Raw genomic sequence first — 21752 nt, 5'->3', positions numbered from 1 at the left:
GTTTAAGAATTACCATCACGTTTAAACTTTAAATGACGTGCGCCATATCCCAAATAACGGCGAATTAATTCTAACCAAATAGGTTTAAAATCAGCGTCGCAACATTCACCAATTATTTGAGCAGCTTTTTTGATATTATTATCAATATCTTCAATGATTTTCTCGGCTAAAGAACCTTTACCTCTTCCCCATTTCTTGTCTCTTCCAACTTGATAACAGATAAAGTTCTTAATTACTTCTGCGCTATCTGTAGTGTCAGCAACACGGAGTAAGTTACGAAATTGTGATTCTTCTAAGTCTCCATAGCTTGTTTTATCTAAGGCGTTTTTAATCCAGATTACTAGATCATCTTCAGATTGAAGTATACCTTTTTGAATTTTTAATTGCTGTTGGTTTGATAATTCACTCATACTGCTTCCTCTCTTAATACATTATGAAACTCATTGCAAATTTGCACTTGTCCAAAACCTTCAGAAGTTCTTTCTCCAACTCCTTTTATTTCTAATTCTTGCAATTTTTCAATCCATATTTTTTCCTTTTCTTTATCTACACTAAATAAATACACACCCCCTCTATTTGTTACTAATTCGATATCTTTCATTAAACCCCAAGCAGCATTCCAACCTGAACGATAATCATAACTACTATAAACTGTATGTAGTTTTAAAGATGAATCTTCCAATCCTGTAAATTCTTTGAGCATTGCTTCAGAAATTACGGTTGTGTATTGCCAATTTTCTGTTAAAATCGCATCTGCTTGTAAATCAATTGTGAAATAAATTCTCTTGTTTGGTATTTCTGATATTATACCAAATATATCACTCCATTCATGCCATCGTTTACGTAATTTTACATTAAATTGATTCAGGCGATCGCCCAAATTTGTTTTGATATCACTTGGTTTTTTAGCGGTTATTTTTACTTTCCCTAAACCCCGTGAACTTGCACCTCCTAAGCGAAAATTATCTTGATGATTATCAATGAATGTCTGCAAAGATGCTGCTAAATCATCAGGTACTAAAATTGCACTTTTATATATTACAGCTTCTTTTTGATGTTGTTTTGATTCATTCAAAACTTGAATACTGTAAAGTACACTTTCTTCAGAAGTTGCACGTCTTCTATTTATCCCAACTCTGGTTAATAATCGAGAATTGGCTGCTTTTTTCTCATAGTTACTGATATTTTGACTATAAAATCCTGTAAAATTATCTACTCTATCTCCCTCTAATTCATTGTTCTGGGGTTGTACAGGACTATTAAAATCATATACTTGACCATAATTTTCTGCACAAAAACGGTCTATTAAGGTGTCAAAAACACCATCCCCTTTTGATATTTTAAACCCTGGTTTGATTTTAGAACTTAAAGCAGTTGCAGGTATGACCCTAACTTCTGATTTAATTTTACCATGTCCTGGATACGCATTTTGAAAAATCGCGGGATTTTCACTCAAAAATAATTGATGAAAATCATCACCATCTGTAATTTCTTGATTTGATTGTTGCAATATTTGATTAGCAACTGCACCACGAATGACTGAACCAGGAATAAATGTTTCTACTTCACTAATATTACCTCCTGGTTTCTTTTGTCCAATTGCTAAAGGTGATAAAGCTTTGATTTCTAATTCGATTTTTTTCATTCTTTCTCACTTCCTTTAGCTAAAAATTCCCATGCTTCTTTTTCTATTGTTAAATCTGGTAATTCCCAATGTAACCAACCTAAACCGGCTGATTTACTTCCACCTAAAGCGTTAATATGTTTCAATCCTGCTAATATTAATGGTTTTGTATAGCTAGGTGCATCATTTAATAGGTGAATATTTCCTGTAAATCTGAGTTTTGTATTTGGGGGTGAGGTTTCTAAAAAGTAAAGTTTACTTTCTTCAGCAGTGCGACGACGACGGTTAATAGTTACACCAGGACGAATAATTTCTGGTAAGTTTTCTGGTTCTTCTTCACAAATTAAATCATCAAATATTATCCGAGAAGGTAAAACCGGATTTCCAAAAATTTGACAAATTAAACAATGATAATTTTTGTTATCTTCTGTTTTTTTATCTTTTGGTATTATATACTCTTCTCTGGTAAAATTTCCCACTAAACCCGCTCTTTGGGGACACATGGTTTGCGGGTTGGGAGAATAGCAAACATCCCATTTTAAACCTCTAACTATTTTCTCACATTCATGGCGCAATCTTCCCTTTAATTGGGAAGCGGGTATGAGTAAATTTCCTTCTGCGTTGCGAACTATTGGTTTATCTGCAAGTGAACCAGATGAACCTCCAGCACCTATACATAATGCTGTGTCAATGATAGCGGTGATGGTTTTTGTGTGGATTGAATTATTAATTGTTTCTAATTTAATCATGACTCAACCCCCGCAATTAAATTTTCTAAGTTTTCTGATTCTTCGGTTTCTGGTTCTTCTACAAATCCATAAATATCAACCATATCGCGCCAAATTGTTTCATAAACTTTGTCTTCTGTATCATACATCCAAGGTGCTAAGTTACCACCATTTTTATCATCCTTTGGTAAACACCAAGCATCTTCAAAATGTTGTTGTAATTCTGTTTTTCCCTGTTTCAGTCTGACTCTAAAATAACGATAATTGAGAATCGCTGTATGTTTACCCCGTTCTAATAAACTACGAATTTGATAAAGTTGTGATTTGGGGAATTTGGTTTTTTTCAATGCTGCTATTGATTGAATTAATCCCCCTATTTCATGTAATGTGTAAGGTCCTCCATAGAGTTTTAATTTCTGCGGACTTTCTTTAGTTAATGCTTCTTGGCGAAAATCTTTAATATTAGATGCAATCATGGTGACAGATTTTAAGGTGATAAAATCTATTGTTCCTCCATGATATTCTACTTTTTTTAATTTCTTGGCTTTTTCTTTGGCTGATTTCAGTAATTGTGTTACTAAGTCTTGGGCGTAGTAAATTGGTGTATCATCAGCGGTAATTAAAACGCCTATGGATGTGCTAAGTTTGCACTCTGAAGGTTTTGCTGTTTGTGGTTGATAACGATGGATTTTTTTCTGATCTACTGGTTTTTTAGATTTTAGTCTATAATCTGCTATTTTTTCATCTGATCTTTGTACCATTATTTCTTCAAATTTTTCTCCTATTCTTTGGGAAATTTCTAAGGTTTTATTAGCAGGTACAATGATAAATATATCATCTCCTCCAATGGTAATGATTTCAAAAGGATGAACTAAATCACCATTTTCTAAATCTGAATCTTGCTCATTTATTCCTTTCAATTTATGAGGATGTAAACTTTCAGCTATTGCATAATAAACCGCTTCTTCTGTTGCTCTACTTACATCTTCACTGAATTTTTTGTATTTTTCTGGTGTGCGAATTTGTTGAATATATCCTCCCATGTTATTACCATCAGCGTAAATGTAGCTAATAAAGTTTTTACTAGCATTAGATACATGAGTTAATAATTCGGCAATTTTGACATCTTCATGGTTTAAATTACCATAATATTTAGCTTTTAAGTCGTGGTGTTTTTCTAAAAAGTTATGGAATCTTTTTACCCAACTTTCAAATATTCCTCTATCCCATTTTAAACCAGTATTACGATACCATGCTGGTGCTTGTGTTTCACCATCTTTTGTTCTATCACCAACTATGAATTTTCTGGCTGATGCTTCAGAAAAGTTTACTTCTCTACCATTTTTATCTACTTTCATGATAGCAGAACGTCTATCACTCCCATCTCTCATTAAATAAGGATGGGTTTCAAACATTACTGGATAACGACGGTTGTTTTTACGTCCAAGAATATCATTACCGCTACGTCTTTGATTAAATAAAATCGCTAATTTGGTGGTAATTTCGTTAAAACTTTTGCGGTTTCTGAATGCTTCTAACCGTTCTTTTTCATCTTTAGGAAACCCAAAATAAGCTTGAACTATCGGTTTTTGATAATTCTGATTATACCAATCTAACCAAGGTGTATCTTCAATTTTTTCTTTGAGTAAACCAAATCTAATTTCTAATGGTTTAAATGTCTCACCAACTGCACAGGAATTTGCTGTTAATGTTTCATGGGCATAGCGTTTTTCAATAGCATCTGCTAAGTCATTTACATAAGCAGCAGGACAAAAAGCCAGAATATTTCCCCCTGTAGAATAGATGATTAATTCGGGAATGAGAACTTCTGATAATTTGTAATCTTGATAGAAGTTTTCATCTAACCATTTCTTTACATCATTACATTGAATCGTATATAAATTTTCAGGTTTTTTCCTATTGTTTTCTTCTTGTTTGCTATCGTTGTCATCTGTATATAATGAAGGCTGATAAATTTTGTTGAAAAAAGCAGGTAAATCAATTAAATTGATTCTATCTAACAAAGCTGAAGCACCACGCACTTCTTGAATTTTAGCTGATTCAAATACATACTGCTTAACCTTAGTCACACCTCCATAAACTAAACCGATATTAGTTGTTTGATTCCATAAATCAAGATAATTATTTTTTAGCTGTTCCACAGTCTCAGGAAAATCATCTTCGTTAATTTTTTGCAAATCTTCCACTTGTTGAATAATAGTTCTTACCTCTACTGGAACTTCTCCCCCAGTTCTCAAAGCTTCGCACATTTCCCGCAAAACAGAAATATCAAATTGCGGTTTTCTTCCATTACCCCAAGCTAAACACCAACTAATTCCTATTGCTACCGAACTTTTACCTTTCATCACCATTTTTCCCTTGCTTGACTACTATTTTATTCCTTCTTGGCACTTCTTCAACAATAGACATCTCCAGAAAAGAAATTATGGAACTTATTTATGGAGACAGGTCGAAGCTGATGGGATATCTAGATGTCTGATTTTTCCGTTAAATTATCGCCCTGTAAGGGCGAAGCATTCGGAAAATATCCTTTGGTGAATACCGATCATTAATCGCTCGAATGCTTCGCCCCTACTTCGCCCCTACAACTTATGACAAATTAATACATTCTATTTTGGAGATGTCTAATGGTAATTGACAATTACCTGTCTCTCATTCGTGAGAGGATGGGGAAATAGGAAATTTTTTCTTTTTTTCTCCTAGAAAGCAAAAGATTCAAACCGTTCGGCTGACGCTCACGGCGGAAGCCTTGAATGAAACCATTATCAATTATCAATTATCAATTATCAATTGATCATATCTTGTACCCGTTCCAGTAAAATATCAGGAATAGGACGCGCTTTACCTCTAACCCAAGCACCACAAGTCATTTCTACATAAGGTTCTAATTGATGAACTATCTCCGTTTCTGTGAGAGTGCTGAAAATGACACCAACTGGTATTAAATTAGCACGAATACCACAAAAATTATGCCATCCTTCCACCGCTTCTAGTCGAGAACTAATTATTAAATAATGTGTACAAACTTCCAACAGTGGTAATTTTTCTGGTTGCACCATCCCACCCACATCTACTATTACTAAAGATTTTTGTCTGCGTAACTGAAGAATAGCTTGCGCTTGGTAGGGAAAAAACCTCTCTGTTAAAGATCCGCGATTACGTGCTTTAAAGGCTTCGATTTCTTCATCGGTAGCTTCTGCACCCATTTCTAACACATAATTTCCTTCACCGTCCCAATGTGCGCGTTGTAAATAAATATCAGGATTTTCTTTGAGCAATGCTTGAAATAACCCATGGGAAAATACACTTTTACCACTGTCGGGGGGACCAACTACCATCAACGCTGGACACAATTTTTCTGGTTTTGTCAAGGGAGAATTTGCGCTATTATTTGCTCTCAATTCTCCCAGTTGACGAAAATAATTAGACCATTGTTGTTCTGGTGTAGTATCTCCTTCCTGGGTTCTTCCGTTGGGGGGAATGATTTTGAATACTTGTCCAATTTGTACTAAGCGAGTGTGAGTAGCTACGATTATCGCACCGATGCGGGGATCATAACAAGCAACCCAAGCGGTAGGATGTAATTCATGGATCAGATAACCATATAACCAAATCGGTGCGCGTCCCGAAATTACCACACCACCGGTTGTATCAATTCCTGCTGGAAGTTCTAAACCTGTTAAGTCTTGGGGTTCGATAATGCGATCGCTCCTAGTTAATTCAATCAATAAAACCTGATAATGTAAAGCCTCTACCATCAGGGTTTCACTTAATAGCAAGCGTAAAGCAGGTTCAGTCATCAGCTTTTCTCCGTTCCTGTATTTGTAAATATGAACAATTGACAATTGACAATTGACAATTGACAATGGAAAATTAACAATTAACAATTTTCTTGCTGGTTTTTATGATTGAAGTTAAAAGTTTGATTAACTCCGTGATATCATTTTTGATGCTTTTGTATTGTTTTTCTGTGAGGTAATCTGTTTTATACATTAGTTCTATCCAATAATCTGATTCATTTGCTTCTTTAAGGGCAATTGCTAATTTATGAATGAAATCTGCTTTACTTTCTGCCTGTTCTGCTTCTCTGACTAATGCTCCAATTGCAGTACCAGAACGCAGTAATTAATTTGATAAAACAAATTCTTTTTTTTCGTTATTTAAATATTGATATAAGTTGACAACACGGACTGCAAAATCAAAGCTTTTCTCCTTAATAATGTTTTCTTTCATAACTTGTCAATTATCAATTGTCTCTTTCATAAATTATCAATTGTCAATTATCAATTGTCAATTCAATAGGTGTATTATTTCACCCTGATAGAAAAGGGGTCTTCTAACCTCAAGGCAAAATGATTACTGATACAGGAGGAAACATTAATACTTCGTTTATACCTCCAAAGTGTTGTAAGGGTTTAGCACTGCTAAACCCCTACTTTCTTAATTTCCTGTTTCCTATGACTACACTCTATTTAACCGAACCAGGAACAACCCTGCGCTATCGCAACGAATCACTGATCATTATTAAACAAGATCAAACTCAAACCTGTCGTTTAGCAGAAGTTACCCTAGTAGTCGTTTTACCAGGTATCCAATTAACAGATGTGGTAATTGCCCAATTACTAGATCGTGGCATAGAAACCATATTCCTGACACAAGATGGGCAATTTCGCGGTAGGCTGCAAGGGTATTTTATTAGTAATACTACTATTAGAATAGCTCAATATCGCACAGTAGAAACTACCTTTGGCATGGCCTTAGCTCAAAAATTGATTTTGGGTAAAGTCCGTAATCAAAGAGTATTATTACAAAAGCGTAACCGGGCAACTGCAAGTAAAATTACTGAATTAGCAGAGGCAATAGATTTAATCAATTCCTATTCTGCTCGTCTTGTTCATGTCGCCACCCCCTTTAACCGTGATGAGTTAATGGGAATTGAAGGAATTTGCGCTCGCACCTATTACCAAGCATTACGTCATTATTTTCCCCCAGAGTGGAAGTTTAATGGCCGCAACCGCCGACCACCACTTGATCCGATTAATGCGCTTTTGAGTTGGGGTTATGGAGTTTTATTAGCGAGAGTATTTTCTGCTACCGTCCAAGCGGGACTTGATCCTTATTTGGGTTTTTTCCATGCAACAGAACCCTATCGGCCGAATTTGGTTTTAGATTTAATGGAGGAATTTCGTCCTGTGGTGGTGGACCAAGCGGTAATTTCCATTGTTGAATCTAACATTTTGGGAACAGAGGATTTTCAAGATTCTCCCGATGGGGTGGGGATATGGTTGGGACCTTTGGCGAAAAAGTTGTTTTTGGGAGAGTTAGAACGACGACTGCGAACTCCTTTTTTATATCCTCCCCAAAATCGGCGTTTGACATTGAATCAAATTCTTTTGGAACAAGCGCGGTGGTTGGGACGGTGTTTGATGCGTTCTGAATTAGATTATGAGGCGTTTGTGATGAAATGACAAAATTATGGTTGGTTTGTTATGACGTACCCGATGATAAACGTCGGACAAAGTTGGCCAAGTTGTTGGAACAGCGTTGTCAACGGGTGCAATATTCGGTGTTTGAATGTCCGCTAGATAATGAGGAATTGAATCACCAGTTAGAAAAGCGGTGGTTAAAGGTGCTGAAGTTGAGTGAGGATAATTTGCGGGTTTATCCTCTGGATGAAACTGCTAAACAAAAGACGCGGGTTTACGGAAGTGAACCTCCTTATGAACCACCTGATTATTTAATTTTGTAAAGTTTGATATTCCTGGTTATGCGGGTATGGAGGTGGTCGAAATATCCCCAGCATCAGCTTTTGGGCATTTGTAACGAAATGTAAAGGAATGTATTGGTTTTGGCGCAGGAAGCTATAAAGATTTACATTTAGTAATCTTTGGTAATTTTGAGAAAATGTTGGTTTTTTAGGTTGACATCTTGGAGTTTTTCGGTTAAATTATTTTTATTGGCTGGAAACGGCAATCTGAACCTAGAAAATTAAATACTGACTTCGCTTGTTACATCATTGTTTCCGTAGCTTGGCGCAAACGCCCCTTGAAAGCTATTTGTAACAAGGTCTCCATGAGTGTAGGGTTTTTCATAACCAATTCCCCGCAAGGGGATGGAAACCGTTGATCGCAGTAGCAAGCTACTACTTTGTAACCAGGTTTTTCATAACCAATTCCCCGCAAGGGGATGGAAACCTCTGATACGAGCTTTACGGGCAGAAGGACAGTCAATGTTTTTCATAACCAATTCCCCGCAAGGGGATGGAAACATTAGGTGGGAGTTGAAGTCCCATTCGTCTTTACGTTTTTCATAACCAATTCCCCGCAAGGGGATGGAAACAACAGTAGAAGACTCAAACAACTCTACACCATAGACAGGGTTTTTCATAACCAATTCCCCGCAAGGGGATGGAAACTACCCTCACCTAAGAGGTCTAGCTCATCACCAAAAGCACTGTTTTTCATAACCAATTCCCCGCAAGGGGATGGAAACTGGATGTCTAGCTCTTTTGAGTGATGAACTGTTGTTGTTTTTCATAACCAATTCCCCGCAAGGGGATGGAAACGTAATCTTGTTATAAGCTTGTGATGGTAATACAGTTACATTGTTTTTCATAACCAATTCCCCGCAAGGGGATGGAAACGCAGGTTTCCACAATTCAACAGTGTGTTTTATTGGTTGTTTTTCATAACCAATTCCCCGCAAGGGGATGGAAACTGTACTCCATCACAGCATTATAGCAATCCGTGATAGTGGCGTTTTTCATAACCAATTCCCCGCAAGGGGATGGAAACTCAAGAAGGTAGGAATCAGAATTAAAGGTTTTATTTAAGTTTTTCATAACCAATTCCCCGCAAGGGGATGGAAACCCATCTGACCAGTATAGAAGACTCCCAGAACCTTGCCGTTTTTCATAACCAATTCCCCGCAAGGGGATGGAAACTAGGCTGTAACCCGAAGCTGGTGATACCCAACAAAGGTTTTTCATAACCAATTCCCCGCAAGGGGATGGAAACGTTTAGCTCTCTTTTTTCTATCTCTTCCACGTCCAGTTTTTCATAACCAATTCCCCGCAAGGGGATGGAAACGACTAGAAGCGTTAATCAAATTCAGTGGTAGTGCGCCTCTTGCGTTTTTCATAACCAATTCCCCGCAAGGGGATGGAAACAAAACTTGGGGATAAAAAAAGATAGAATTACTAAAAAATGCGATCGCTTGGTTGTAATAAATTAGGACTTACGCAAGATGTGACTGAAAACCTTATTCTTGCGTAAGGGTAATTCATGAATTACCCCTACTTTCGTTCCCTGTTGCGTAAGTCCTGCGTAATTTAATCAGCTTTTGCAGTGCCAATACAAAAAATTGAACTTGCCAAAATAGACAATAAACAATAGACATCTCCAGAAAAGAAATTCTGGAACTTATTTATGGGGGCAAGGCGAAGCTTATGGGATATCTAGATGTCTGATTTTTTCGATAAATTATCGCCCTGTAAGGGCGAAGCATTTGGAAAATATCCTTTGGTGAATACCGATCATTAATCGCTCGAATGCTTCGCCCCTACTTCGCCCCCACAACTTATGACAGATTAATACATTCTATTGTGGAGATGTCTAATAAACAATGTACAATTGAAAATTATACTTACTGCAATTGGTTTTTTTGTCTCCTGGAAACAAGAGATTTTAAACACCCTCTTAAACAATTGTCAATTATCAATTATCAATTATCAATTTGAACAGCTTCCCCTATCCACCCACACCGCAAATATTACATTGGTTAGCAGCAGGACAACTAGCCAACCGTTTGCAGCGTTCAATTAGACTATGGGTAATATTAAATAAACTGTATGGGGAAGAAAACTGGACAACGGACTTAGCAAAAAAATTTACCTACGCACAACTGCGCGATCGCCTATTTTCCTACTATCACCCCAAAAGCGAAAAACTCAACGCCGAACAAATAACCACCAAATGTCAGGACCCCACCTGCATCTGTCATCAAAGCGGATGGCAAATTATTCAAACTGCCAATAGCCACATTTGCCAAACCCAATGGCAACAAGAAATACAACAACTCACCGGCATCAGTTCCCAACAACTGCACCAACAACTACAACAACCCCCCTTTGCCACAGTTCATCGTTCCCTCAGAGATGATCTCAAACAGCTAACTCGTTTAGGATGGCTGCAAACAGTAGTCAAAGGAGAATATCAAACTCTTTCTAAAACCGAACTACCAGCACCAACAATTTCTGCAACAGCACAAGCAACCTTTACCCAACTGTCCCTACCCCAAACCTGGGAACTACTGCACGTTTTAGAGTCCATATCCTTTGTGCAGCCAAACCTAGATATCATCATTCATAATTTGTGGGAACAAATAGTAGATCATACCCATACATCTCCCACCATCCAAGAACCACAACAACGGATATTTCTGCATTTAGACTATATACTTTCTTCAGAAATGCAGGACCAGGTAGATAACTATCAAGAACAGTTAGAACAACTATGGCGTATACCAGCCGCTGGAGTAGTGCAGTTTGAATATTGGATCGCAGCTACAGCAAGCAAAGTACAAATAACCGTTTATCCAGTGTGTTTGCATTACCTCCGACGTGCCAAATATCTCAGCGCCTATGGTATAGATCCCCAAGGAAATATAACATGGCACAACTACCGACTGGACCGCATCGCCTCAGAAAAATTGCAAATTCTTCCCTGGGGAGATCCGGGTATACCCAAAGAATTAAAAGAAATGTGGCACAGTGGCAACTTACCCACCCCAGAATATGTAGAGACAGAATTAGAAAAAGCTTGGGGTTTCAACTTTTACCTACAACGGGAATTATTGATCATTCGTTTTCCCCCAGCATTTGCCCAATGGTATGTAGATAACACATTTCGCCATCATTCTTTCCAGCGTATTGCCTATGAAAAATTAGCAAATTTAATTACAGCAGACATTCCCAAAACCCAGCAGCAGCAAATATTAGATATTATCAAACACAGAAATAAACAAGATATTTATTATCAAGCTTGGATACGTACTGGGGATATTAATGTTTTGATGCGGTTACGAGACTGGCGGCCAAATGGAGAAGTAATAGCACCTTTGTCTATTCGTCAACGACTCAAAGAAGAAGCGAGTAAAGAATTAGCTAATTATTAATTGGTGATTGGTGATTGGTGATTGGTGATTGGGAATTGGTGATTGGTGATTGGGAATTGGTAATTGGGTTATTAACTTTTTCCCTTAAAAAAGAGGTTTTAAACTTCAATGAAACAACTATCAACTATCAATTGTCAATTGTCAATTGTCAATTGTCAATTTTTCTGCCTAACATCCAATCTAAATGTTGTGGTAATAATGTTTGTAGATCATAGTTATTAACTATTGTCTTGCGTGCAGCGGTACGAATAGAAATCATATCTGGAGAATTATCTAAAGCTGTATTCACCTTTTCGGCAATTTGTTGGGGAGAAAAGAAATTTACCAACAGTCCATTTTTACCATCTTTAATTACTTCCTTAACTGGTGGAGTATCAGAAGCTATTAACAAACATCCTGCGGACATTGCTTCTAACATTGACCAGGATAAAACAAAAGGAAAAGTTAAATAAATATGGGCTGAGGATGCTTGTAAAACTTGCAAATATTCAGTATAAGGAAGTAAACCAGTAAAGTGTAATCTGGTTAAATCTAAATCTAATTTTTCTAACATTAATTGTTTATAAGTTTTCCCATCAGGAAGATTTTTTCCATAGGCTACTCTATCTTCTCCCACAACTACAATATGACAGTTTGGGCGTTGTTGTTGAATTAATGCTACTGCTTCCATAAACTGAGGAAAACCGCGATAAGGTTCCATTCCTCTCGCTACATAAGTAATTAATTCTGAAACATGGGAAAGATCAAGATTAATTCGGGGTAAAACTAATTTAGCATCTGGCTGGGGTTGAAAGAAATTAGTATCAATTCCATCGTGACAAACAGTGATTTTTTGATGATATTCTAGGGGAAATTGTTGACGTTGCCAATTAGTAGGAGAAAGTCCGCGATCGCAATGGTATAAATCTAGTAAAATCGGTGAATTTTTGACTTTAATACGACACAAATCATCGGCATTTAATGGATCACTGGGATCAAAATCGGCATCAGAACCGCGAGCATGATAAAACCATTCAAAGAAACATAATAATTCTGCTTTCGGGAAAATTTCTTTCATAAATAATGTCGGACCCCAGCCAGAATGACCGTAAATTATATCGGGAATAAAACCCTGTGTTTTTAATTGTTCTGCTATGCGATATACAGCTTGTCCGGTGAGAATTGCATTTTCTAAATTGCGGATATAATGATGAGTTTGGGGTGCTGCTGTGCGGGAAGGTTCATAAATAACTTTCAATACTCCTGGTATTGATCCTTCCTGACGATTTGTACCAAATACTACTTGATATTTATCATCTTTGGCTAAAGTTGTGGCCAGATGACGAAATTGGGCGGGAAAGTTGGGATGTAAAAATAAAATCCGTTTGGGATGTTGAGAAGTATTTTTCATCATAGTCAATCGTGTACAAAACCGTAAAGTAAAAAATTCGTAAGGATTCAGGATACAGAATACAGTTGCTACAAACAAATATTCTGACTCCTGACTCCTGACTCCTGACTCCTTGATCTCCTGACTCCTTACAAAAATTCTACCTATTCCCTCATTACTTACCCCTGATTGGAAGGCTGATTGATTTGGTATAAATAATAAGTTGCCATGGGAATGACAGTAGCTGCAATTAACAAACCTACTACCCAAGCAGTAGCATTACCTTTGTTTTTGTCGGTTTCTTCCGCATTGCTAAATGTGCTTTCTACCTGTACAGTTTCTTTTTCTGCTGGTGGACCGGGATCAGGTTTACCAGAAAGGACTGCTACTAGGCGATCGCGCACATCCAAAAATCCTTGATTATATTTATTACCATCCCGTAATGCTGACCCTAGTGTTTCTTCTGTGACACTATTAGCGATCTCATCAGTCAAGAGAGTTTTCACTTGATCCCCGCTGACAATAGTTGCACCATTGGTTAGAGTATCAACGATCACAATCGCTTGGTTAGCTTGTGCTTCTGGTGTAGGAAACCATTTTGTAAATAGTCCTTTCGCAAAACTTTCCGGTGTTTCCCCATAGTCGAAACGGTGAATGGTAACAATTCTCACCTCATTACCTGTTGCTTTGGCCAAGTCTTTAAAAGCACCGCTGATTTGACCTTCATTAAAACGGCTAAGAACATCACCTTCATCTACAATCCAGGTATCTGCTGTCAGGTTGGGTATTTGATATACTCCAGTAGCAAAAGCAGGTGTCACAAAAACAGAAATAGCCATCATCATCACCAATACAGGTACAATGAGACGGGTAAGGTATGAATGACCACTAAATAATTGCTTGAGTAGCTGTTTCATGAAATGAATCCTAAAATACTCTTGCAATCAAAATACTACATAATCTAGGTCAAAAGCATCTGATTTGAGGATAATTCCTGGATGGTAAAATTACCAGGATTTATTTCAGGATTTATTTCAGGATTTATTTGAGGATTTATTGGTCGAATCAATCTAAACTCTAAAATCTAAACTCTAAAATCTCATGACAATCATCTTAACTAACGACGACGGTATCGACGCACCAGGTATTCAAGCTTTGCTGAAAGCGGTAAATGACAAAGATGTAATTATCGCTGCACCAGCAACACATCAGTCTGGTTGTGGACATCAGGTGACGACAACTGAACCGATTAAATTAGAACGTCGTTCTGATTTTGAATATGCTATTGCTGGTACTCCTGCTGATTGTGTGAGAATTGCCATAACACAAATTCGTCAAGATGTCAAGTTTGTGCTTTCAGGAATTAATGCTGGTGGTAATTTGGGAGTAGATGCGTACATTTCTGGAACTGTTGCTGCGGTGAGAGAAGCTGCAATGCACGGTATTCCTGGTGTGGCGATTTCTCATTATCGCAAAGCTAAACTCAATTATAATTGGGATTTAGCTGCTAAATGGACATCAGTAATATTAGCAGATTTACTGAAAAAGCCTTTAGCACCTGGTAGCTTTTGGAATGTGAATTTACCCCATCTACTACCGGGAGATGGTGATCCTCAAGTTGTTTTTTGTCTACCCTGTACCAAACCTTTACCTGTAAATTATCGAGTAGAGGGTGATAATTTTTATTATGTTGGTGAATATGGTAAACGCGATCGCACTCCTGGTAGTGATGTAGATGTATGTTTTGCTGGCAATATTGCAATTACTCAATTAAAGGTTTGATCATGCCAATTTTGGATTTTGGATTTGGGAATAAGCTGGGGTAGTTCATATTTCTTCATCTACACTTTGCAGCAAAAACACAATGTTATCTACAGATTTTGTCAGTTGATTGATTTCTTGTAATGAATCTTTTTGTGTTTCAGCGAGACTTTGTACAGCATCACACAAGGCAAAAATTTGATATCCTTGCTGCTGTAATTGTTTTCCCTGTGATTCTACTTGTACGATCAAAGCATCTACTCTTTGAGCTAAACGCTCAATAGTATTGGTAGTAGAAAGCACAGCTTCACCGATTTGCTCAACAATAGATTCTAAAGATTCTAAGCGGTTTGTTTTAGTTTCTATTTCTGCGTATATCATTTCTAGAGCACCCCAATTTTGAAAAATCATTATCAGATAATAGAGAACAAGGCGATCGCTATTTCTATACCTGGGGCTATACTTGGTAGATTTAATGAAGCTAAATGTATTATTTGTTCAAATAAAGCAGCAAATACAAAAGCTAAACCGATCCAAGCACCACCTACAAACCTAGCAGAAAGTAAACCAACAGCAACAATACTAGCTAATTGATCCAACTCAATCACTAGATCAGCGATACCCCAAATAAAACCTTCTCAACAGTTAGAAATAGTGTGCTTCATAAGTGATCCTCCGAATGAAGTGATCAGACTGATAAGAATTAAAGCAGCGATCGCTCCCATGAGACGATACGGTTTAGAAGTAGGTACTTAATTAGTACCATCAGATACAGATAATCTAGTTTTGAACATAGTGATGATAGATCAGATTATTCTTATTGGTTGTTTATATTACCCCAATCTTGACAAAAAATATCATAATTTAGGAGTATTCCAGAAATAACCTTGGATAAAAATTTATCATTAGTCGCCAGAAAGCTGATGCTTCCAGCACGCTTCGCGAACACCCGTACAAGAGTCAGGAGTCAGGAGTTAGGAGTGAGAATATTTTACTTAGAGAATGCTGTATGAGAATCTTCTAAATACTACAGGACTTACGCAAAACAGAACGAAAGTAGGGGTAATTCATGAATTACCCCTACATCAGAACCAGGTTTTTAGTCCAATATTGCCTAAGTCCTATATTAGTCAGTAATTAGTGAACAGTAATTGGTTAAAATAGCAGTAGGAAAAAATTTGAGTCTACTTGAGATTATTGCTGGATTGAATTAAGAATTAAATTGTATGTCTTCCTCTAAATCAAAATCTGACAAACGTATAATTTACCAAGAATTTGGTAATGATAACTCACCTGCTTTAGAACGTCCAGTACAAGAACTACCCCCAAACCAACAAAATGTAAGGGTACAAGCAACCCGCGCAGGGAGGAAAGGAAAAACAGTCACGGTTATTACCGGGTTTCAAACCAAAGCAGAAACCTTAACCGCTTTATTGAAACAGTTAAAAACCCAATGCGGTACAGGGGGAACTGTGAAAGAGAACGAAATTGAAATTCAAGGAGATCATAAACAGAAGATTTTAGAGATTTTAGTTAAGTTAGGTTACAAAGCTAAAATCAGCGGTGGTTAATGTAGGTGTTACTTCTGGGTGTTACTTCTGGGTGTTAATTCTGGGTGTTAGTTCGGGTTACTGTATCTTTTCAGGAATGCGAGTTAGAGAAAGTGATGTTAATAATAGAGATGTGGACAATGAACAGGAGAGTATTATGAATGACTTAATTAGAATCGTAGCAGCCATCTTTTTACCACCTTTGGGAGTATTTTTACAAGTTGGTTTTGGCAAAGATTTTTGGATTAATTTACTGTTAACAATTTTTGGTTTTTACATTTTGGGTATTATTCACGCAGTTTGGGTAATTGCGAAGAAGTAATTATGGCAGAGGGATAGGCGATATTTTCCTATCTCTCTATTTATTTAAACACTTGAAAAATTCTCACAAAAAGCCAGAATATGAAGGTAAAATATCCTATTAATTTTCACAAAGGTCTAACTTTTTTTATAGTGTTAGGACTAATGTTTTTCTACCATAACTTTACTATTGGAGCTTGGGTTTATCTTGCCCTTCATGGTACTTATGGTTTTCTTTGGTTACTAAAAGATCGTATTTTCCCAGATAAACAATGGGAACAAGAAATGCCCAGTTTGATGGGAATTATTACCTTTATCATCTTAGGTTTATATTGGGTAGCACCATTTATTCTTATTAGCAGTGGTACTGTTCCACCTTTACCGTTAGTAACTGCGGCTATTTCTTTAAATATTGTGGGGGTGTTTTTACACTTTGCTAGTGATGCTCAAAAATACTATACACTCAAATACAAAACTGGACTAATTACAGAAGGTTTCTTTGCTAGATGTCGTAATACTAATTACTTGGGAGAAGTTTTGATTTATCTAGCATTTGCCATGTTAGCACAGCATTGGCTACCTTTTTTAATTCTTGGTTTATTTATAGCCATGATATTTGTTCCCAATATGCGGAAAAAAGATCAATCTTTGTCTCGATATCCTGAGTTTGAAGAATATAAAGAAAGTTCTGGGTTGCTGTTTCCTAAACTATTTATTTCCAGGAATCTCAATAAAGAAGAAACAACAGCTTAAAGCGAAATTGATTTGCTATAGAGTGAATCCATAAATATAGACAAATATAGACTTTTTACCTGGTTTCCCAGGGGGAGAGTTTTATGAATTATAAAGCAATAACATTAGCGGCAATTTTGGGGATTTCTACACCTGCAATTATAGATGTAGCAATGCCTCAACCTGCGCTGGCACAAAAATTTAATTAGGGGTTGCTGAGAAAGTCTTTCCGTGAGGGCATAGGAGTCAGGAGTCAGGAGTCAGGAGTCAGGAGGAGATTTGAAAATTTCTTTGCTATCTCTTGAAATCCCAAAAAATGCACACTTTTTCCGGTATACCCTTCAAAACCCTTGCACTAATTTCTGTGTTTATCAGCCTCTAACCTTTGATATATCAAGGTTTTAGGTTTATTCAGCAAACCCTAATTATCCCAAGGGACATTTTGGTGATAAAGACTGGGAAGTAAGTTTGTCTTTTGATAATAATGTCTATTACTATTATGGAGAAAATCGCCGTAATCGTAATTCCAACATTAATCTATCTGGTGCTGTAACTTCAGGTACTAATGATCGGCAAGTTTATACTTGGAATAATAATGGGATGAAATATCGAGTAACTTGGCGACCTAGTGATCCTAATTTTATTCGGTTAGAGGTGGTTAATCCTGGTGGGAAGGTGATTTTAAATCGCATACTTCAGGCTATTAACTATGATGATGCGATCTCTCCATAGATTAAGTTTGGGTTTGATGATATTGGGTAATTGGTGAGAACTAATTACCTGTTTTTATTGGTGTTAATAAAAATCACTGTTATTAATTATATTTAAATATACATAAATACTTAATTAATGAGTATATACATTTTAAACCCATATCATTATAATTACTGATGTGGGTTATATCTAAACAAGTTAATAATTTGACAAGATGATAGGTTTTGTGTTAAGTTGACAACGAAAACAATTTAATCATTTAAAAATACTACCGTTTTGAATTTGAAGGTATTTAGGTATGAAGAGGATCAATAATTCATCTGACTTGTTTAGTCTTAACCGTCGGATGTTTTTAAATCTGCTGGTTTCTAGTGTTGGAGTTTATTTAACTAAAGATGTAATTTTTCCAGAAATTGCGAGTGCGAATAATGATAATTTTCAGGAAAAATATCATGTTTTTGTTCCTTATGATATTGCTAGAAGGGGTGGTATTCAAAACGTTACTTTGAGGTCTGGAGATTCTTATAAGTTAACAATTCCTGCAAGAATTATTGAAAATAATACCATTTATATTCCTAAAATTGGGTTACAAGGTAATGATGTCAAGTTTATTTTACATACTTTGTATGACCCCAATCTGAGAATAGCTGACAAGATTTATCAAGAAATTGATCAAGCTGATTTTCTGCGTAAATATACCACAAAAACCCAAGTAAAACAAATTTATGAATTAGTTGAAGATAGTGAATATATAGAAGATACTATTTCTCTGGATTTATTGCAATATTTGGTAGCTTCATCTAACTTAGATGAACAAATTCGACAAAGGTATGAAATAGCTCATCAAAATTGTCTATTAAATATCATTGAAAAAGCGATTGAAACAGCACTAGCTAAATCTGAACTTTCTGAAGATGATAAGAAAAGAATTAGAGGTACATATCAATATGTGAGAGCTTCAGAACCAGTTCCAGATTTTAGTTATCTGACGGAATTAGAAGCTATGATTACAGGTTCAGATATTCCTGTTGCCATTAAAAGATCCTATTCCCTTGCAAGTGCTAAATCTAGAGCTTTTACTGTAGATATAATCATTGTTAGGTTAATTAAAGAGAAATCAAAAGGGCAAACACAAGAAAAATATTTGCTAACTTATCAAGAAATCCGAGATGGTAAAAAGATATCTGAGCCAGAAACTTTAAAATCTCTAGATTCATTTATTCTCAATTCCGATATTTTAAACAGTTGTAAATTAGTATATTTAATGGCACAACATCGGTTCTTTGAAAATGCAAAACTTGTTGATCTCATAGCCAAAAATAACTTGACTAAGGAACTTTCCAAATCCTATAAGGAAGATTGGGGAAAAATTTTTGAGGTAGCTCTCCAAGTCAGTGATCAAGGTGGAGCTATTTTACCTACAATAACAGGTACACTTCATACTTTGGGAGCAGAAACAGCGACAGGCGTGTTATTAAGTCGAGCGCCTTTGACAGCAACTTTAGCCTATTTAGGTGGTGGTTCTGTAGCTGCTGGTGGGTTGGGAATGTTAGGAGGTTTAGCAGTAGTTACCGGGGGAGCAGCTTTAATAGGTGCAGCTGGTTTAGTATCTATTGCGCTGGTATCTCAGATGGACGGAGAAGACTATAAAAATTTAGGAATTGCCGCAGTGACAGGAACTTTAGTGGGTGCGGGTGCGGTTTTCATTGCTTGGACTGGTGCTTCTGCTTTAGGGGTAGCAGGTACGTTATCAGGAGCAGCTGCTATTACTACTATTATTTCAGCTTTGGGAGGGATAAGTGTTATTACTGGAGGAGCATCTTTAATAGGGTTTGGTGCTGGTTTTGTGGTGTGGTCATTTTTGAAAGGACAAAAACATAGAGATGGAAATATACTACATCAATTAGAATCAAGATTGTACACTTTAACAGAAATTCCATCTGATCCTGAGCTAAAAGATTTTATAGAGTTTCTTGACGAGGAATTAAATCAATATTCTCATATAGAAGGATTTTTGATTGCTCCTAATATTTCTATAGATAAGCTATCTAACGCTATATCTAGCTATGCAGATTCACTACTTGAAGCTGATGAAAAAATATTAGCAATGAAAAATACTGGTTTTTGGAATGATGGGAAGGAAGGTATTATTTTAACAAATAAAAAACTAATTTGGAAAAATGGATGGTCAGAACCTGAAAGCCTTGCTTTCTCTGCAATATCTGGTTCTCTAACATTACCGGAAGATAACATATATTTTTATAGGCTTATGAGAGAAATAGGAGAAATATATAGATATAGCAACCTTTAACATCTAGTTTTTGCAAATTAGCAAATAAATAATTTAATGTGGGTATTTGCCCACTTTTTAATATATTTTGATTATTTGTTGCCAATGATTCAAATTGACAAAGAGCAAGAAACTGACAAATATAAGAGAGAAAAGGTAGTATTATTGGAATAACTAGAGACTGCAAAAAAACTGTTAATGCAAGATTACAAAGTTATTCTGAATTTGTGATCGCTCTACTGGATGAAACTATTTATTTGTTCCTGAATGGTGAACCAGATACAGCACGATTGATTTTGAAAGATATATATTATGTTATAATGTCTCTACTAAAGTAGTTATCCAAATTAATTATGAACAGTCAAACTATACCTACCAAAGATATTACTAACTATTTCAGTTTTCTCTCTCCTGGAGATATTAGATTGAAAAACTCCACAATTGGAATTGAAACAGTTTTATATGAATATCTTGATTGTGGACGCTCTCCAGAAGAAATTGCCCAAATATATCAATCAATTTCCTTAGAAAAGTATATGCGACAATTCTTTACTATTTACAGAACAAAGAAACTGTCAGCACTTACATGAAAAATTGGATCGAACATGGTCATAAAATGAGAGAACAACAGCGACTCAACCCTCCACCAGTATCAGAAAAACTCCGCCAACTGCGAAGAGAAAGAAAAGCGAAAATGCAAAACCATGACAATTAAATATTTAATCTATTCATTATGATGAAAGTGATTTGGAAGTTGATTTAAAGAATATGCTATAATCTACCCATATAAAATCAACATCACCAACCCATGAAAAAAATAGAAATTGAACTCGATCAAGCAACTTACGACAAAATAGAAAAATTGACACAAACCCATCATTGTCAAGTTTCAGATTTAATCAAAGCCATGATTGAGCAACTAACTAAACCGGAAATAATCAATAATTCATTTATTGGTGAATGGTCAAATGATGCTGAGTTAGTAGATCAAATGATTGAAGATATTTTACAACATAGAAATTCATAAAAAGCAAGAATTTAGCAGTGAGAAAATCTCTAATTGATACAGATATCACATCAGAAATTCGTAAAGGTAGAAATCCTCAAATAAATGCCAATGCTCTTGCTTATAAAGCTATATGGAAAAATTACACAATTTCTGTGATTACTGTTTCCGAAATTATCAAGGGTTGGAGAAAACTAAATCGTAATGATCGCATTCAAGAATTTTTAGCGGATTTACCTGAAATGGAAATCCTACATTTAGACCAAAAAAGTGCAGAACTTTCAGGATTGATTCATGCTGATTTAGAAAGCAGTGGACAACCTATAGGATTAGCAGATGTATTAATAGCTTCTATCGCTATCCAAAACAATTTAATTTTAGTTACAGGTAACACTAAGCATTATCTGAAAATTCAAGCATTAGGTTATCCTTTAGTAATAGATAATTGGCGTAAATAAACAATTCTAATTAATAATTCGATAA

At 36.1% G+C, this 21752-nt stretch carries 23 protein-coding genes and 1 CRISPR repeat array; of the genes, 13 read left to right on the top strand and 10 right to left on the bottom strand.

Annotated features, from left to right (window positions below; all coding sequences use genetic code 11):
* Positions 1 to 2 precede the first annotated feature (2 nt).
* The 5 genes from H6F47_RS07490 to crn3 form a co-directional block, all read right to left on the bottom strand.
* Positions 3 to 410 carry a hypothetical protein gene (locus H6F47_RS07490; RefSeq protein WP_190347016.1) on the bottom strand — a complete coding sequence of 136 codons (408 nt, stop codon included), beginning with the start codon at positions 408 to 410 and terminating at the stop codon, positions 3 to 5.
* Positions 407 to 1645: a CRISPR-associated RAMP protein Csx10 gene (gene csx10, locus H6F47_RS07485; protein ID WP_190347015.1), complete on the bottom strand. Its 1239-nt coding sequence runs from the start codon at positions 1643 to 1645 to the stop codon at positions 407 to 409. Before csx10 ends, H6F47_RS07490 begins: the two co-directional genes overlap by 4 nt.
* A complete protein-coding gene (locus H6F47_RS07480) occupies positions 1642 to 2373 on the bottom strand; it encodes an RAMP superfamily CRISPR-associated protein (protein ID WP_190347014.1) in 732 nt (243 codons plus the stop codon). Before H6F47_RS07480 ends, csx10 begins: the two co-directional genes overlap by 4 nt.
* On the bottom strand, positions 2370 to 4718 hold the full coding sequence (gene cas10, locus H6F47_RS07475) for a type III-B CRISPR-associated protein Cas10/Cmr2 (protein ID WP_199291094.1): 2349 nt from the start codon (positions 4716 to 4718) through the stop codon (positions 2370 to 2372). Before cas10 ends, H6F47_RS07480 begins: the two co-directional genes overlap by 4 nt.
* Before the next feature lie 441 nt (positions 4719 to 5159).
* Positions 5160 to 6173 carry a CRISPR-associated ring nuclease Crn3/Csx3 gene (gene crn3 / locus H6F47_RS07470; RefSeq protein WP_190347012.1) on the bottom strand — a complete coding sequence of 338 codons (1014 nt, stop codon included), beginning with the start codon at positions 6171 to 6173 and terminating at the stop codon, positions 5160 to 5162.
* Between the two features lie 657 nt (positions 6174 to 6830).
* Here crn3 and cas1 point away from each other — a divergent pair.
* The 3 genes from cas1 to H6F47_RS07450 all read left to right on the top strand — a co-directional run bounded on the left by cas1 (position 6831) and on the right by H6F47_RS07450 (position 11547).
* The gene (cas1, locus tag H6F47_RS07460) at positions 6831 to 7841 is read left to right on the top strand and encodes a CRISPR-associated endonuclease Cas1 (RefSeq protein WP_190648345.1); all 1011 of its coding nucleotides are present in this window, start codon (positions 6831 to 6833) and stop codon (positions 7839 to 7841) included.
* A complete protein-coding gene (gene cas2, locus H6F47_RS07455) occupies positions 7838 to 8122 on the top strand; it encodes a CRISPR-associated endonuclease Cas2 (protein ID WP_190648342.1) in 285 nt (94 codons plus the stop codon). The genes cas1 and cas2 overlap by 4 nt, the downstream gene beginning before the upstream one ends.
* A 334-nt stretch (positions 8123 to 8456) precedes the next feature.
* A CRISPR array of direct repeats spans positions 8457 to 9541; the repeat unit is 37 nt; unit sequence GTTTTTCATAACCAATTCCCCGCAAGGGGATGGAAAC.
* A 566-nt stretch (positions 9542 to 10107) separates the two neighbouring features.
* Positions 10108 to 11547, top strand: a complete 1440-nt coding sequence (locus tag H6F47_RS07450) for a TIGR03985 family CRISPR-associated protein (protein ID WP_199291093.1) — start codon at positions 10108 to 10110, stop codon at positions 11545 to 11547.
* Here the strand turns inward: H6F47_RS07450 and H6F47_RS28440 are convergent.
* The 3 genes from H6F47_RS28440 to H6F47_RS07440 form a co-directional block, all read right to left on the bottom strand.
* Positions 11537 to 11671 carry a hypothetical protein gene (locus tag H6F47_RS28440; protein WP_277877136.1) on the bottom strand — a complete coding sequence of 45 codons (135 nt, stop codon included), beginning with the start codon at positions 11669 to 11671 and terminating at the stop codon, positions 11537 to 11539. The genes H6F47_RS07450 and H6F47_RS28440 overlap by 11 nt on opposite strands.
* 24 nt (positions 11672 to 11695) lie before the next feature.
* Positions 11696 to 12940, bottom strand: coding sequence for a glycosyltransferase family 4 protein (locus tag H6F47_RS07445; protein WP_242027351.1), 1245 nt, complete (start codon positions 12938 to 12940; stop codon positions 11696 to 11698).
* A 155-nt stretch (positions 12941 to 13095) separates the two neighbouring features.
* On the bottom strand, positions 13096 to 13833 hold the full coding sequence (locus H6F47_RS07440) for a TPM domain-containing protein (RefSeq protein WP_096569750.1): 738 nt from the start codon (positions 13831 to 13833) through the stop codon (positions 13096 to 13098).
* 184 nt (positions 13834 to 14017) lie between these two features.
* On the opposite strand from H6F47_RS07440, the gene surE reads away from it, so the two are divergent.
* Complete coding sequence (gene surE / locus H6F47_RS07435; protein WP_096569753.1) at positions 14018 to 14698, top strand: 5'/3'-nucleotidase SurE; 681 nt, start codon at positions 14018 to 14020, stop codon at positions 14696 to 14698.
* Positions 14699 to 14743: 45 nt separating this feature from the next.
* Here surE and H6F47_RS07430 read toward each other — a convergent pair whose 3' ends face one another.
* Together H6F47_RS07430 and H6F47_RS27820 are read right to left on the bottom strand one after the other, a co-directional pair.
* On the bottom strand, positions 14744 to 15058 hold the full coding sequence (locus tag H6F47_RS07430) for a hypothetical protein (protein WP_096572738.1): 315 nt from the start codon (positions 15056 to 15058) through the stop codon (positions 14744 to 14746).
* 32 nt (positions 15059 to 15090) lie between these two features.
* Positions 15091 to 15285, bottom strand: coding sequence for a HupE/UreJ family protein (locus tag H6F47_RS27820; protein ID WP_272111033.1), 195 nt, complete (start codon positions 15283 to 15285; stop codon positions 15091 to 15093).
* 618 nt (positions 15286 to 15903) lie between these two features.
* Between H6F47_RS27820 and H6F47_RS07420 the strand changes: the two genes are divergently transcribed.
* The 9 genes from H6F47_RS07420 (at position 15904) to H6F47_RS07385 (ending at position 21727) form a co-directional block, all read left to right on the top strand.
* Entirely contained in the window at positions 15904 to 16248 is a 345-nt protein-coding gene (locus H6F47_RS07420; RefSeq protein WP_187039285.1) for a translation initiation factor, read from the top strand.
* Between the two features lie 136 nt (positions 16249 to 16384).
* On the top strand, positions 16385 to 16549 hold the full coding sequence (locus tag H6F47_RS07415; RefSeq protein WP_190347009.1) for a YqaE/Pmp3 family membrane protein: 165 nt from the start codon (positions 16385 to 16387) through the stop codon (positions 16547 to 16549).
* A gap of 80 nt (positions 16550 to 16629) precedes the next feature.
* Positions 16630 to 17280, top strand: coding sequence for a DUF1295 domain-containing protein (locus H6F47_RS07410; protein WP_190648324.1), 651 nt, complete (start codon positions 16630 to 16632; stop codon positions 17278 to 17280).
* Between the two features lie 447 nt (positions 17281 to 17727).
* Complete coding sequence (locus tag H6F47_RS07405) at positions 17728 to 17991, top strand: hypothetical protein (RefSeq protein ID WP_242027350.1); 264 nt, start codon at positions 17728 to 17730, stop codon at positions 17989 to 17991.
* 280 nt (positions 17992 to 18271) lie between these two features.
* Positions 18272 to 20284 (top strand): hypothetical protein, encoded by a 2013-nt coding sequence (locus tag H6F47_RS07400; protein ID WP_190648321.1) that lies wholly within the window; start codon positions 18272 to 18274, stop codon positions 20282 to 20284.
* 332 nt (positions 20285 to 20616) lie between these two features.
* Complete coding sequence (locus H6F47_RS07395) at positions 20617 to 20853, top strand: hypothetical protein (RefSeq protein ID WP_347239070.1); 237 nt, start codon at positions 20617 to 20619, stop codon at positions 20851 to 20853.
* The gene (locus tag H6F47_RS28800) at positions 20850 to 20978 is read left to right on the top strand and encodes a hypothetical protein (protein ID WP_347239069.1); all 129 of its coding nucleotides are present in this window, start codon (positions 20850 to 20852) and stop codon (positions 20976 to 20978) included. Before H6F47_RS07395 ends, H6F47_RS28800 begins: the two co-directional genes overlap by 4 nt.
* Positions 20979 to 21071: 93 nt before the next feature.
* Positions 21072 to 21290: a hypothetical protein gene (locus H6F47_RS07390; protein ID WP_190648318.1), complete on the top strand. Its 219-nt coding sequence runs from the start codon at positions 21072 to 21074 to the stop codon at positions 21288 to 21290.
* A 17-nt stretch (positions 21291 to 21307) separates the two neighbouring features.
* Positions 21308 to 21727 (top strand): PIN domain-containing protein, encoded by a 420-nt coding sequence (locus H6F47_RS07385; RefSeq protein WP_190648315.1) that lies wholly within the window; start codon positions 21308 to 21310, stop codon positions 21725 to 21727.
* Positions 21728 to 21752: the final 25 nt, after the last annotated feature.

The sequence above is a fragment of the Sphaerospermopsis sp. FACHB-1094 genome, assembly GCF_014696195.1.
In the GTDB taxonomy this organism is placed as follows: Bacteria; Cyanobacteriota; Cyanobacteriia; order Cyanobacteriales; family Nostocaceae; genus Sphaerospermopsis; species Sphaerospermopsis kisseleviana.
This window is presented reverse-complemented; position numbering and strand designations above follow the sequence as displayed.